Origin of the sequence: Mycolicibacterium wolinskyi str. Jessa 2025, assembly GCF_049241375.1 — a bacterium.
Taxonomy (GTDB): domain Bacteria; phylum Actinomycetota; class Actinomycetes; order Mycobacteriales; family Mycobacteriaceae; genus Mycobacterium; species Mycobacterium wolinskyi.
The window spans coordinates 2,058,437-2,071,163 of the sequence record NZ_CP185960.1 but is presented as its reverse complement, the minus strand read 5'-3'; the positions used below and the strand labels follow the sequence as shown (position 1 = coordinate 2,071,163).

General features: G+C 63.3%; 16 protein-coding genes. 6 read left to right on the top strand and 10 right to left on the bottom strand.

All coding sequences use genetic code 11. The features are described 5' to 3' along the window. Positions 1-377: 377 nt before the first annotated feature. Complete coding sequence (locus tag ACOI2T_RS10340) at positions 378-524, top strand: hypothetical protein (RefSeq protein ID WP_409506434.1); 147 nt, start codon at positions 378-380, stop codon at positions 522-524. Between the two features lie 367 nt (positions 525-891). On the opposite strand, the gene ACOI2T_RS10335 is transcribed toward ACOI2T_RS10340, so the two are convergent. The 6 genes from ACOI2T_RS10335 to ACOI2T_RS10310 all read right to left on the bottom strand — a co-directional run bounded on the left by ACOI2T_RS10335 (position 892) and on the right by ACOI2T_RS10310 (position 5,727). Next, a complete protein-coding gene (locus tag ACOI2T_RS10335; protein WP_409506433.1) occupies positions 892-1,185 on the bottom strand; it encodes a hypothetical protein in 294 nt (97 codons plus the stop codon). A gap of 9 nt (positions 1,186-1,194) precedes the next feature. Then, complete coding sequence (locus ACOI2T_RS10330; protein WP_421876478.1) at positions 1,195-2,367, bottom strand: WXG100 family type VII secretion target; 1,173 nt, start codon at positions 2,365-2,367, stop codon at positions 1,195-1,197. Between the two features lie 90 nt (positions 2,368-2,457). Continuing rightward, the gene (locus tag ACOI2T_RS10325) at positions 2,458-2,763 is read right to left on the bottom strand and encodes a site-specific integrase (RefSeq protein ID WP_409506431.1); all 306 of its coding nucleotides are present in this window, start codon (positions 2,761-2,763) and stop codon (positions 2,458-2,460) included. An 840-nt stretch (positions 2,764-3,603) separates the two neighbouring features. After that, positions 3,604-3,903 (bottom strand): methyltransferase family protein, encoded by a 300-nt coding sequence (locus ACOI2T_RS10320; protein WP_409506430.1) that lies wholly within the window; start codon positions 3,901-3,903, stop codon positions 3,604-3,606. A gap of 244 nt (positions 3,904-4,147) precedes the next feature. Beyond that, on the bottom strand, positions 4,148-4,399 hold the full coding sequence (locus ACOI2T_RS10315; protein ID WP_085145927.1) for a hypothetical protein: 252 nt from the start codon (positions 4,397-4,399) through the stop codon (positions 4,148-4,150). A gap of 116 nt (positions 4,400-4,515) precedes the next feature. Next, on the bottom strand, positions 4,516-5,727 hold the full coding sequence (locus tag ACOI2T_RS10310) for a hypothetical protein (protein ID WP_409506429.1): 1,212 nt from the start codon (positions 5,725-5,727) through the stop codon (positions 4,516-4,518). Positions 5,728-5,982: 255 nt separating this feature from the next. On the opposite strand from ACOI2T_RS10310, the gene ACOI2T_RS10305 reads away from it, so the two are divergent. After that, the gene (locus ACOI2T_RS10305; RefSeq protein ID WP_409506428.1) at positions 5,983-7,140 is read left to right on the top strand and encodes a hypothetical protein; all 1,158 of its coding nucleotides are present in this window, start codon (positions 5,983-5,985) and stop codon (positions 7,138-7,140) included. A 17-nt stretch (positions 7,141-7,157) separates the two neighbouring features. On the opposite strand, the gene ACOI2T_RS10300 is transcribed toward ACOI2T_RS10305, so the two are convergent. The 3 genes from ACOI2T_RS10300 to ACOI2T_RS10290 all read right to left on the bottom strand — a co-directional run bounded on the left by ACOI2T_RS10300 (position 7,158) and on the right by ACOI2T_RS10290 (position 9,035). After that, positions 7,158-7,379 carry a hypothetical protein gene (locus tag ACOI2T_RS10300; protein ID WP_067858739.1) on the bottom strand — a complete coding sequence of 74 codons (222 nt, stop codon included), beginning with the start codon at positions 7,377-7,379 and terminating at the stop codon, positions 7,158-7,160. A 76-nt stretch (positions 7,380-7,455) separates the two neighbouring features. Continuing rightward, positions 7,456-8,127 (bottom strand): DUF899 domain-containing protein, encoded by a 672-nt coding sequence (locus ACOI2T_RS10295; protein WP_409506427.1) that lies wholly within the window; start codon positions 8,125-8,127, stop codon positions 7,456-7,458. Positions 8,128-8,153: 26 nt separating this feature from the next. After that, positions 8,154-9,035, bottom strand: a complete 882-nt coding sequence (locus ACOI2T_RS10290) for an LLM class flavin-dependent oxidoreductase (RefSeq protein WP_409506448.1) — start codon at positions 9,033-9,035, stop codon at positions 8,154-8,156. Positions 9,036-9,333: 298 nt separating this feature from the next. Here ACOI2T_RS10290 and ACOI2T_RS10285 point away from each other — a divergent pair, with 298 nt between their 5' ends. After that, entirely contained in the window at positions 9,334-9,693 is a 360-nt protein-coding gene (locus tag ACOI2T_RS10285; RefSeq protein WP_409506426.1) for a hypothetical protein, read from the top strand. 83 nt (positions 9,694-9,776) lie between these two features. Next, positions 9,777-10,190 carry a VOC family protein gene (locus ACOI2T_RS10280; RefSeq protein ID WP_067858747.1) on the top strand — a complete coding sequence of 138 codons (414 nt, stop codon included), beginning with the start codon at positions 9,777-9,779 and terminating at the stop codon, positions 10,188-10,190. A 3-nt stretch (positions 10,191-10,193) separates the two neighbouring features. Here ACOI2T_RS10280 and ACOI2T_RS10275 read toward each other — a convergent pair whose 3' ends face one another. Beyond that, positions 10,194-10,619 carry a DoxX family protein gene (locus ACOI2T_RS10275; protein ID WP_409506425.1) on the bottom strand — a complete coding sequence of 142 codons (426 nt, stop codon included), beginning with the start codon at positions 10,617-10,619 and terminating at the stop codon, positions 10,194-10,196. A 140-nt stretch (positions 10,620-10,759) separates the two neighbouring features. On the opposite strand from ACOI2T_RS10275, the gene ACOI2T_RS10270 reads away from it, so the two are divergent. Together ACOI2T_RS10270 and ACOI2T_RS10265 are read left to right on the top strand one after the other, a co-directional pair. Continuing rightward, positions 10,760-12,067, top strand: coding sequence for a sensor histidine kinase (locus ACOI2T_RS10270; protein WP_409506424.1), 1,308 nt, complete (start codon positions 10,760-10,762; stop codon positions 12,065-12,067). Further along, a complete protein-coding gene (locus ACOI2T_RS10265) occupies positions 12,055-12,699 on the top strand; it encodes a response regulator transcription factor (protein WP_067858756.1) in 645 nt (214 codons plus the stop codon). The genes ACOI2T_RS10270 and ACOI2T_RS10265 overlap by 13 nt, the downstream gene beginning before the upstream one ends. Positions 12,700-12,727 lie beyond the last annotated feature (28 nt).

The window sequence follows — 12,727 nt, the reverse complement described above, 5'->3', positions numbered from 1 at the left end:
GAAAGCGCATGGGTGATGGTGCGCCACCTGCACTGCCGCCCCCATCCGCCACGTTCCGGATTATCACCCCCTGGCGATTCCTTCGTGCGCTGACACGCCCCGCAGCCTGGAAGGCGTTTGCCCGCGTGGAGACAATTACTATTCCAAAACTCAAGTCCTCGTAGCCAGCACAATCTGCTGTGCGTGCCGTGGAAGTGCGCCCCCTGGACGGCTTCCCCCGGGGTACCGCTGTCACACCCAAGTTTCTGGACGGAACGCCGATAGCATTTGCCCCTATTTGCACCGCCCTGCGCGCGATGGGGCGGATGATGGTTTGTGTGAGTTTGAGCCGGAAGGTCTACGCGGAGCTGCCTCGATACCCAAGCGAGAAGGCGTTCGTGGACGCGACGCTGGCGGAACTGGAACCCTATTTCCACATTGACCGGGAGGTCGTGCTCGAGCACTGGACGAGCAAGCGGCTGAAGGTTGACGCCGTAATGCGGCCGCGTGAGCCGCAAGCGTGGAAAGACGAGAGTCCATCTTGATGTCCCTGAAAGCTGAGGCAGTGGCCGACCAGGGGGCGACATTCCAATATCAAGCTTTGGACCCTGGCGCGGGTTCGGCGGCCAGGCGACGGCGACACCGGCATCTGCTTCGAATACGCAAGTCCACGAGGCCGTCGCTCGCACGGGGTCGAAGGTGACAATTCCTTCTCCGTAGCCGGGCCTGTGGCCAGATCGGTGAAAAGACCGCGTTCGACGGCAATGAGGCCGACGCGCGAGGGCCACAAACCAGGGCCGGGCGGGTGCCCTGTACCGCACCAGTGACCCGGCGCAAGCTCAGCAAGAACTACCGACAGCACGCCAAATCCGTACGGAAACGGCGTCGATATCGACGATAAGTCCGATGCGACTAGCGGAACCACATGAACGCGGTTGACGGGCTGTCAAGTATCGCAAGAACAGCCCACGTCACCGAAAAGGACACCAAGCCACCGATAATCGGCCACGACGTGGCATCGCGTTTTCGCACAACGAGATACGCGGCGATGATGATAGAAACGACACCCGCAAGAAGCGCGCCCAAAGTGATGGAGTAGGTCAATCCGCCGAGAATGAGCATCACGAGAACACAAAGAATGTAGAGACCGATACCTGCCAGGACACCCAGACCTAACTGGCCGATGGTCGTCAGTCTGCGCCTCATAGCTCCACCTTAATGCCCGCCCAGCACGACACCTTGGGGCAGCGCTTCATACCCCTTCGATTGCACAACGTGGGTCGCGACTCGATCTATGTACGGTTGCCAAACGACTTCGGCCAGAGCTGTGTAACCCACGCGAGCACCGGCAGAGAACGGATTTTCACCCGATCCCGGCCCCTCGGTGATGTAACCGCGAATATCAAGATGCAACTGTCCGGCTTCTTCCGACCATCGGAAGTGGATCGTACTTCCGTCACCATCAGCATGGCCTGGCAGAGTGGCGAATTCGATGTCTATAGCATCCTCGGTCCGACTTACCTCTGTTACCTTCACGGGAAGATTGGCCGCTTTGACGCCAGCGATTCGCATTTCCAGCGGGTATTCGTCGCCAACCTTCGGGAATTCTTTCGGCGCTCCGCCTATCGGAAAGTTGCAGTTGAAGCACCGATTCAACTCATTCCAAACGTCATCCAACGAAACCAATGTCCCTGCACTAACGATATTTCCGTTTGCGTCTCGCACATTGACATTGGCCGTGTAGTCGTTGTTGTACTCCCACGGCTTCTGCGGCAACGGAAATTGCGGCGACTGTGGCATTGTGTTAAAGCTGACTGCCTGCACCGTGGAGCCGTCGCCTTCACCGTCGAACCGAATCCCGTCCAGCTCAACAGCTTTCGCTGCCAGTCGTTCTCCAACAAGGGCATCAGTGGCAGCGAGCTGCTCGGCGTTCCATCGGATGTCTTCGGCGTGTTCGGTGGTGGCGGTGTGACGAGCCGCCATCGTGAACACGTCAACACGGCGAGTGTCGGTGACAGTGAGATCCTCACCAACCGAAAAGCCATCGGCTTCGGCGTGAGCGATTGCCTCTTGCGCCTTGCGCTGTGCTGCTTGGATGTCTTGGCTGCCGTTTTCAGCGATCGCGGCAGCTTCTCGAAGCACTCCGCTTTGGGTGCGAACTACCGCAACATCGGCGGTCACACGGTCCAGCGCGGCATCTTTCGCGTTGCCCTCCCAGGTTGTCCCGCCCGGTGAGGCAATGTTCTGGCGGTGCTGCTCGAACACGTTCTCTGACTCGGTGGCCGACGCGCGCCAGCTCGCCGCCGCGTTGGTCAAATCGTCGGTATCCCAGTTCTCGATTTCCGAGCGCGACGGCAAACCAGCCGCACCGGTAGGCACAGCGCTCACACGCTTACCCCGGAGTTTGCCTCGAGCTGACCTACCACCGATCCCCCTCGTTCGCAGATTTGCTGAGATGAACGGTACCAAGCCCTACCGCTAGATGTCATCGGTGACAGCAGCGATCGAGTCGGCGGCCTCAGCGACGATGTCAGCAGCAGCCGCGATCTCAGCCAACGCACTGGCGCTCAAGTTCGCCGCAAGCTTTTTGCCACTGTCGTCATAGGAATGCTGATAGAGCAATGCGGCTTTGACTGTCGAATGCCCCAACCGCTTCATGTTCTCAGCCAGCGTCGCACCAACTTGCGCGTGATTCGATCCGGCGAACCGACGTAAGTCGTGTGCGGTCAAGTCCTCGCGACCAACATCTTTCGCGGCCTTCTGAAAGATGTCTTTGCTGAACACAGGTCATTCAAGTGGCACCTACCCCTGGCGGGCTCGAACAACAACGCGTCCGGACTCTTGCTCAGGTACCGGCTCAGGTCGATAAAGTTCCGTTGAATGTGTGGCGGAATGTCGACATGACGCGGTTCTTTTGTTTTCGTCGGCCCTAAGAGACAATTGCCGCCGCGATGAGTGACACCGCCCGCGATGAAAACCACCGTGCAATCGGCATCGAGGTCTTTGCGCCGTAGCTCTGTCGCTTCACGATGCGCAGGCCGCACCAACCCGCCCACAGGACAAGTGCCTTGAATCGCTCATAGCGCGGTCCGGCACCCCAAAATAGCCTCTGACCAGGCCTTAGCGCCCGCTCCCTGGCAACAGAAATATGCCTACTCCCCCGGCTTGAACCCGATAAACCATCGATGTCGGCCCGACCAGATGCGTGACATTGACGTCGCGGAAGCCGGAATCGCCAAGCCACCGCAGATACTCGGCGTCGTAGACCATGAGCGCCCCTCCGTCGACGAACGACAGCCGAGACTGCAATCCGAACGACGAGACGTACTCGGTGAAGACGGGGCCGGCCGCGGCCAGGTCGTAGTGTCGTAGTTACGCCGCTCAGGTGTCGATGGGTCAGCGCGACGCGGACCGCCAGCGCACGCTGCGCCCCCCGATATCGGCGGACGTACTGAAACCTGAAACGCTTCCACGGGGACCGCGCGGCGATCAACGTCGCTTCGGCTGTCGAGATACCGGTCATCCCGGACAGGAATTGCCGAAGCGCATCGGGGTCCCGGTAGAGCGTGGCGAAGAACTCGTTGTCGCTGCTCCCTTCCTCGGCGGCGGGTTTTCCGGTGCTCATCAGTCCGCCGAGCCCCGACCAGGGGTCGTAGAGACGCCTACTCGACAACTCCATGAGCCCACCGATGTAGCTGGGCTGTTGCGGTCCAGGAACAGACTTGCCCGCAACGAGTTCGAGTACCGGCCGTTGCGGTCGCACTTGAGCAGCCCGAGCGCGACGAGACAGTCGAGTAGTGCGGCAGTGGCCCGCGGATGCCAGCCGAGCCTGCCCATCAGTTCCTTGGCGGTGGCCGGGCCCTGGGCCAGATCGGTGAAGAGACCGCGTTCGACGACAACGAGAACGACGCGTGAAGACCACAAACCCGTGCCCCTGCCTCATGACCTGTGCCGACACCGATGACCCGGCGCGAAATAACGCGCGCATACGATCTCCCGGTGAATGACACTGTCATTCAACATGATTCGCGCACTACGAGAAAGCGTTGCTCGCCTTAGGGTTTGAGCAACCTGCGACGTAAACACGCTTCAGCCAAGGCGTTTCGCATATCTCGACCCGCCTTGGTCAGCCGTCAGTTGTCGCCGTGTGAATGTTCACACCCGGCGCTCAGTGCGGTACCGCAAACCCCTCTGGCGTCGTAAAGGTGAACGGCGGCTTGGCCACTGACGTTTCCGGCTCGGTTGCCGCAGTTGATTTCGTTACCGTCGCTCCAGTCTCCATCGGAGCCTGGCTCCAATTCTGCGTTCCGGCAGGTGTCTGGCTCATCAGCACGCCGAGCACCGCCATCGCCGCAGCTGCCGTCAGGCCGATGCCGGCCGACACTGCCCTGAACTGCCTGCGTTTTCTGTTCGAATCCACCTCTGACCACTTCCACTCGGTCTCGGGTCAACCGCACCGGATCGGGCGGTCCCAATGTGTGGAATCAATTACGCCGCGCGGTTATTCCATCCGTGTGGTGAGAAATTTCTCAGCGCCTATGCCGCTTCGTCCAGCATGGCCGTGACATCCGGTTCTCGCGCCGACCACGTTCGTGGGCGCAACAACACCAATGCCCCGCACCGAGCGCTGACTGTCGGCTCCATCGCGACGAAGCGGGCGATGCCGTGCATCTGTATGGCGACCCTGGCCTTGGCCTGACGGTAGCCGAGCCGGACGCCGCCGGCGGTCAGCACCAACAGCCCGGCGAGGCCGGGCAGGGCTGCGATGGCCAGCGCCATCAAGGTCGGGGATTCCAGCAGTTTGCGGGTGATGTCGCCGATGAACGACGACACCCGGGACAGCACCGACTCGCTCGGTTCGTGCGGTGCGACGGCGGGCGGCGGCGTCTCCGCGGCAGGGAATATCGCTTCGGGCGCGGACGCGGCGATCGATGCCGCATCCAACGGGGAAGCGCCGGGCGCCGGTTCGCCGAACTTCGAGGCCAATGCGTCCTGAACCGATGGCGACAGCACGACGCCGATTCGCGCCAGGCTGTCCACCACGGGTTCGACACCGGCGATCGAGAACAACATCGCAAGATCGCGTTGCAGGTGTAGGAGCGGGACGACCACAACCTCGGCGAGCAGGTACGTCACTGCGGCGAGGACATGTGCGATCGGTGCCGCCACTGCCTGGACCCCCAACAAGGCCAGATAGGGCACGGCCATCGCATATGCCGCAGCCGGCACGGTCTCGGTGGCAGGCAGGCTCGGAGTGTCGTCAGGCGGCGCGGCGGTACTGCCCGCGGATTGTGTTTGAGCGGCCGGAGCGGCTCCAGAGCCCTCCGACTCGTTTGACTCCGACGTGGCCGTGTTCGAGTCGGAATCCGAGTTGGCCGAACCCGCGTCCGCATCGGCAGTGACGGACTCCTCGTCCGTCGCGCTGGTGGTCGCCGAAGGCTGTTCGGTTGTCGACGTTTCGGTCGATCCGCCTTCTTCGGCGAGCGGCGGGTCCCCGGGTTCACGACCGGAGCCGACGGTGCTCTCGACACCTTCGACAGCGTTTCGTTCCGCCGCGGCGGCGCTGTCTTCGGCGCTGTCGGCGGCAGTTGGCTCCAGCGATGCTGCGGTTGCATCGGAACCGGTTGTCGATGACGTTAATTCGGGTGAGCCACTGGGGGTTTCACCGCCTGCGGTGACACTGCCGTCAATACTTGGTTCTGCGAACGCGATCGCCGGGGTGCCGATCATGACTCCGACTGCGAGCACGCATGTATACGCGACGACTCGGATATGCGACGGATTCATGATCACTACCCCATCGCTTGACGCACTGCGAATTTCGCCAAGTGTGGCACCACGCGGGTTCGTGAGTGGACGCCTTTTTCGAAATGCCTTTCGGTCGTTTTTCTACGCAAGGACATCGGAGGGCGTCCGTCGCGAATCTGCCCTTTTGTCCATTGCTTTCGTCCCGCGCACTTCGTAGGTTCGGCGTATCCGTCTCGCATGAGGGGGCGAGATCGCATGTTCGAACGGTTGCCGCGCGATACGCGACGCTGCGCCAACACATCACGTCGCGCCGGGGCCATCGGCGTCGATGTCAAGATGTCCGGCGGAATACTCGGGCTGCAGCGCCTGGCCGGAAATCGCGCCACCGCGGACCTGCTGCACGTACAGCGTCAACCGGTGATCGAAGTCGAGGGCATTCTCGATCCCCAGCAGGTCACCGGCGCGATTTTCTACTACAAACAGAAACCCAAGCGCTACACCAAGGAAGTCATCAACCAGATCCAAGTCGCGGTCGGCACCCCGCCGAAGGATGAGATGGATGCCGCCGACGTGCAGGCAGTCGCCGAATGGCAGCGCACGAAAGGCAGCGAATTCGAGCCACACCTCAAGGTCGACGGCATGGCCGGTCCCCGCACCTTGCCGCGCATGTTCCAGGGCGGTCTCGGGGTCAGCGCCCGGATCACCGTCTACGTCGGAGAGATGAAAACGATTCTGGACAAGTGGGACGAACTCAAGACCCCCGAAGCGCGGCGACTGGCGTTGAAGGCTGAGATCAACAAACATCTCGGTGAAGTCGGAGTACCCGACGTCGAGCTGACCACGGGTGAGGGCAACGAGTTCGACAGCACCACGTGGACGATCTTCATCAGGGCGTCGGCCTTCAAAGAACTGCCCACCGAGCCGGCTGAGCGCGATCGTCACACCACCGCACTCACTTCGACCCTCTATCACGAAGCCCGGCACGCCGAACAGGCGTTCCGCATCGCGGCGATGCTCGCCGGCCGCGGGCTGACCGAAGGCCAGATCTATTGGCAGACCAGCACGAAGAAGGACGTCATCAAGGAAGCCCTCAAGCCGGAGAACCAACTCAAGCCAGGCACGATGGAAGCGGCGATCGCCGAGGGCTGGTACGACTCACAGAACGGCGCAGACTCCCCCAAGACCCATCAGGTCTATGCCGAGTTGAACGCTGCGGCAAAGGCATTCGAAGCCGCAGAGGCGGCGAAGGATGCCAACCCCACGCCGGAGAACCAGCGCAGGTACGAGGCAGCCGTCGAACGCTTCAAGGCCGCCGAGGCGGCCTACTACGACCTACCGCAGGAAAACGATGCCTTCCGCATCAGCGACGAGATCGTCATGAAATTCCAGGCGCTGAAGAAGGCGAGCAAGTAACCGGGTTGACGCCGGCCCTACTTGAACCACTTGCCGGGCTTGTCCCAGTGCCCTGGCGGCGGGACGAACGGCAGGTGGCTGATGTGGCCCGGGGACGGCACGAAGTGTCCTGGCGGCGGCACGGGCTCCCACCACCATGGCTCATCGGCATTGGCCTGACCTGCACCGATTCCGACGGCGGCGAAGCCGAGCGCACCGACGGTGGCGGCTGTCGTGGCGATCTTCTTCACGAAATTCATCTCTAGCTCCTCATCAGCCGAATTGCGGCCTCTATCTATCTATCGTTCTACTCCTCGCGAGCGTTAAACAGCCAGGTCAGTAGGAGTCGTGAAGCCGCATCCACTCGTAGGGCGGTTGCTGTGGCCAGCCCTTCGGCGAGTCCTCCCAGGTCTCCTGTCGCCCGTACGGCGTGAGGTCGAGCAGGTCGAACACCACCATGAACGGTTCCTCGCCGCGGTTGTAGGTCGACCAGGTGTGAAACACGCGTGCGCCGTCACGCAGGAACACGCTGATGGCGTGACGTTCCTCACCGTCGACCGTGACGTGGAAATCCTCGTTGAAGGTCGTCGCTCCGGAGGACACCCACGGCAGCGCCCATCCCATACGGTCGCGAAACGCCAGCAGCTTGCCCATCGGTGCCCGCGACACCAGCACGAACGACGTGTCCTTGGCGTGCAGGTGTGACAGCGGTCCGATGTGGTCGGCCATCATCGAGCAGCCGTCGCAGCCTTGGTCCCAGTCGGGCCCGAACATGAAGTGCTGCACGATCAACTGCCGCCGCCCGTCGAACAGATCGAGCAGCGACAGCGGTCCGCTCTCGGTGTCGAACACGTAGTTCTCGGTGATCTCGACCATCGGCAGGCGCCGTCGCGCCGCGCTGACCGCATCCTTCATGCGCGTCAGTTCCTTCTCGCGGACAAGAAGTTTCGCGCGTTGCTCCTCCCACTCGGCGCGGGAGACGATCGGCGGAAGCGGGGTGGCAGCCATGCTCTCAGCCTGCCATCGCCCCACCGTCAGGCGAAGATCTTCACGACGTCGGCGACGCGGCGCAACTGGTCGATGTTGGCGCTCGTGGGGATGAGATGCACCTCGTCGGTGCCGATGTCCTCGAACTTGCCCAGCACCTCGACCAGTTCGTCCTCGCTGCCGGCCCAGCCGGTAGTGAGAGCCATGGCGTCGACGTACTCGGCGGGAATCCAGTTCATGTACCGACGCAGATGGCGGTGCACCTGCGCGCGCGCCTCGTCGGGTGCACCGAGCGCGAACCAGAACGACGTGGCCAGGTGCGGCTTCGGTTTACCGGCCTCGGCCCACGCCGCTCGTGCGATGTCGAACAACTCGCCCTGCTTGTCCAAATCCAGGTCCAGGGTCGTCCCCGCCACGCCGTCCGCCCACGCGGCCGCATCCCGCACGGTCTTGGGTCCGATGGTTCCGATCTGCAGCGGCGGTCCGCCGGTCTGCACGGGCGGTGGGCCCACCGGCAGCGTCGAATCGGTGACCTTCTCACCTGCCCACACGCGCTTCATCACCGCGACCCGCTCGGCCAGTCCCTGTCGGGTCTGCGTGGCGGGGTCGGCTCCGACGGCCCGGTAGTCCTCCTCACGGCCGCCGATTCCGATGCCGACCGTCAACCGGCCGCCGCTCAGCAGATCGCCCGTGGCGAGGCCCTTGGCCAGCATGACGGGGTCGTGCAGCTGGGGCACCACGACCGTCGTCACCAACCGGACCCGATCGGTCCAGGCCGCCAACGCTCCGAGCAGGGTGAGGCTGTCGGGGTTGTCGAACGCGATCCGCTCACCCCAGCACAGCGAGGAGAACGGACCTCCATCGATGACGTGCGCCCAGGCTCGCAAAGTCGCGGCATCCAATTGTGGTTCCATCACCGGCATCGTCATCCCAACCCGCACGAAGTGATTCTGGCACGGCCCGTGACAGGCCACGTGTGGCAAAAGTTAATCGTCGGATCGCGCGGCTGAGACGTCGGCGCGCTCGACGCGGTCGGCCGCAGCCGGGTCACAGATCACAATTTCCCAGGTCAACTCGATCTTTCGAGCCGATGGATGCGTGCCGCCGTCCGCGGCGACGCTTTGTCGGCGCATGACCGGAAAAGACGCGTAGTAAAAACTTCAGCAAACTGGTGTGTTTAGGTATACAGTCCACTCAAGTCAGCTTTTCAGCCGAGGGACACAGACCATGAACAAACTCAGCGTGGGCGCTTTGGCCGCCGGGGCACTCGGGGGCGCTATCGCATTCGCCGCACCGGCTTCCGCTACGGACTGCTCCAAAGTCATCGACAAGATCAACAGCCCGAAGGGCTACACGCCGAACTCGACAGAATCTTGGACTTGCGCGGTCCAGATTCAGGCCAACGCTTGGGAGCAGTTCCCCGGCCAGCTCAGAGAAGACTGGCAGAACTATCCCACTAAACTCGAAACCAGCTGGAAGAGCTTCCCCAGCGAACTCGAGACGAACTGGAGAGAGTTCCCCGACAAGCTCAGGGATGGCTGGACCCCCGGCGATGAAGGCGCCGAGGCCGCCGACGCACCGGAGTAATCCGACCTTTCCCCTCATCAGTGGTGATCCGCCCCTGCGGGTCACCACTGATGCGTTTTGGGGCACGGTGGCAGCATGAGCGGATGGCGATTGCAACGTCTTCCATCGCGCACGTCCGGCTCACGGTCACCGACATCGAACGGTCGCGGCAGTTCTACGAAAGCGTCTTCGGCTGGCCGGTTCTGCTCGAGCTTCCCGAGAACGCCAACGCGACCATCCGGGAGCGGTTGAGCTTCCTGTTCGGCGGCGTGATCTATGACCTCGGAGGCACGTTGATCGGGCTTCGACCGGTCGCCGAGGATCGCTTCGATGAGGACCGAACGGGCTTGGACCACTTGGCCTTCCGGGTCGGAAGCGTCGCGGAACTCAACGACGCCGCACGCCATCTCGACGATCTGGGCGTCGCGCACGGACCGGTCAAGGACATCGGGCCGTCCTACATCCTCGAGTTCCGCGACCCCGACAACATCGCGCTCGAGCTGACGGCGCCGAAATGAGATTCAGCGCCGCAACCCCAACACTTTGAGCAGTTCGGGGCGACGCAGCAGCAGCCCGATCCACATCAGGGTGCCGAGGTAGACCGCGAACAACGTATGGCTGAACAGCGGAGCTTCGACACGCATGTTCGCGGTGACGGCGCCACCGAGGTAGGCCGTGAGGCCCAAGGCCCCGAGCACCGCGGTGCGCGGGACCGCGTAGACGACGACACAGACCGCCAGGACGATGCCCATCACGAGCGCCTGTTCGACCGGGAAGCCGAGCGATGCCGTACCGGCTTCGACCTGCTGAGGCAGGGTGAGTTTGCCGACGGCGTCGAACACGAGAAACGCGCCGACCAGCACGCTGATCCCGATTCCGATTCGACGGCTCGACGACTTGCCTGCACCGACCTTGTCGTCGGCTCGCGGTGCGGTCAGAACGGTCATGGCGTACTCCTAGGGCGTGGTGAAGCTGACGGTGGGTAGACCGGCGACGACGGGGAAACTCATCGGGGGGTGGTTATCCCCCACCAGGTTCGCGGGAAAACGCTGTGTCGCCGGGCGCGCCGACTTCGTAGGTTGAAGGCATGGTCGCAATCAGCGAAACCGGCCCACCGGCCGCTCCCGCCCCTGCCGAGCCCCTGGCGAAGCCCCGCAACATCGGCGTCGTACCGACGGCCTCGCTGATCACGGGAGCCGCCCTGGCCCTGGTGTGGTTCTGGATTCCGTTGTCCATCTTGATCATCGGGCTGTCATCAATCCCCTCAGTGATCGGATTCGTGCTCGCCGCAATCGTCTTCATCTACCTGATGCGGGGTGTCGAGTGGGTCGAGCGGTCTCGCAGTGAGGCGGTTTTCGGCTTGGAGATCGGTATTCCGCCGCGCCGGCTGTCGCACTACACGGGCTTGCAGCGCTGGGCGCATCAACAGTGGCTCGACATCAGTAGTGCACGATTCTGGAAGGGCGTCGCCCACCACTATCTGCGGATGCTCTACGACATGCTGGCCGCCGGTATCGCGTTCGGGTTGCTGTTGTTCGCGTTCGTGGGGCCGGCCGCGGCCACCGCGATCCGCCAGAGTGACGGCGATGCCGGTCTGATGTTCGTCTCACCGCCGATTGCCTGGCTGTTGGCGATCGTCGCAGTCGCGGCTGCCGCGGCCATCCTGGTCTTCGCGCCCGCCCTGGATGCCGCAATCGACCGGTGGCTGCTGTCCCCCTCTCCCACCGCGGCACTCCAATATCAGGTCAGTGCACTCGCCGACGCACGGCAAGGCGCCGTGTCCTCGGCCCAAACCGAACGCCACCGCATCGAACGCGATCTGCACGACAGCGTGCAGCCCCGCCTCGTGTCCCTGGCGATGACGATCGGGCTGGCACAGACCAAGCTGGACTCTGATCTGCCCGCCGCGAAATCGCTGATCGCCGAGGCTCACGACGACGCCAAGAGCGCACTGGTCGAGCTGCGAAATGTGGTGCGCGGCATCGCCCCCACCATCCTGGCCGACCGCGGTCTGGACGCGGCGTTGTCCTCGGTGGTGCAGCGTGCCGAAACCTCCGGAGTGCCAACAACATTGCATGTCGATCTGCCGCGCAGGCTGCCCGACGAGGTGGAATCGGTCGCCTACTTCGTGGTGGCCGAGGCGCTGACCAACATCGCCAAGCACGCCGAGGCCACGCAGGCGGTGGTGACGGTTCGGCTCGACGATGCCGCCAACGTGCTGCACGTGTCGGTGTTCGACGATGGTAGGGGCGGCGCGGTGATCGATGCCGGCGAGAACGCAACCGGCCTGCGCGGTTTGGACGAACGGGTCCGGGCCGCCGGTGGATCGTTCGGGGTGACGAGTCCGGTGACCGGGCCGACGATCGTCACGGCGGTGCTGCCATGCGCGTCGTAATCGCCGAGGATTCCGCCCTGTTGCGGGCGGGTATCGAGCGCATCCTCGCCGACGCCGGCCATGAGGTGGTCGCCGGTGTTCCCGACGCCACCAACCTGCTGCGGCTCGTCAACGAGCACCGGCCCGACCTGGCCATCCTCGACGTCCGGATGCCGCCGACGTTCACCGACGAGGGCATCCGGGCCGCAGCCCTGCTGCGCAGCCAGAACCCCGAATCGCCGGTCCTGGTGCTCTCCCACTACGTGGAAGAACGCTACGCAGCCGATCTGATCGCTTCGGACACCAAGGGATTCGGTTATCTCCTGAAGGATCGGGTCGCGGATGTGCCTGCCTTTCTCGACGCGGTCGAGGTGGTGGGCGGCGGCGGAACCGTGCTCGATCCCGAGGTGGTGTCACAGATCTTGGTTCGTTCCCACCGACGCAGCGCACTGGATCAGCTGACCCCGCGCGAGCAAGACGTTCTGCAGTTGATGGCCGAGGGCAAGACCAACTCGGCGATTGCCACCGCCCTGCACATCTCGGTCGGTTCGGCCGAGAAACACATCGCATCGATCTTCACCAAATTGGATCTCGCCCCCGACGAGAGCGAGAACCGCCGCGTCCTGGCGGTCCTGCGTTACCTCGAGACGTAGCCGAAATCTCCATTCCCGGAAGGATTTC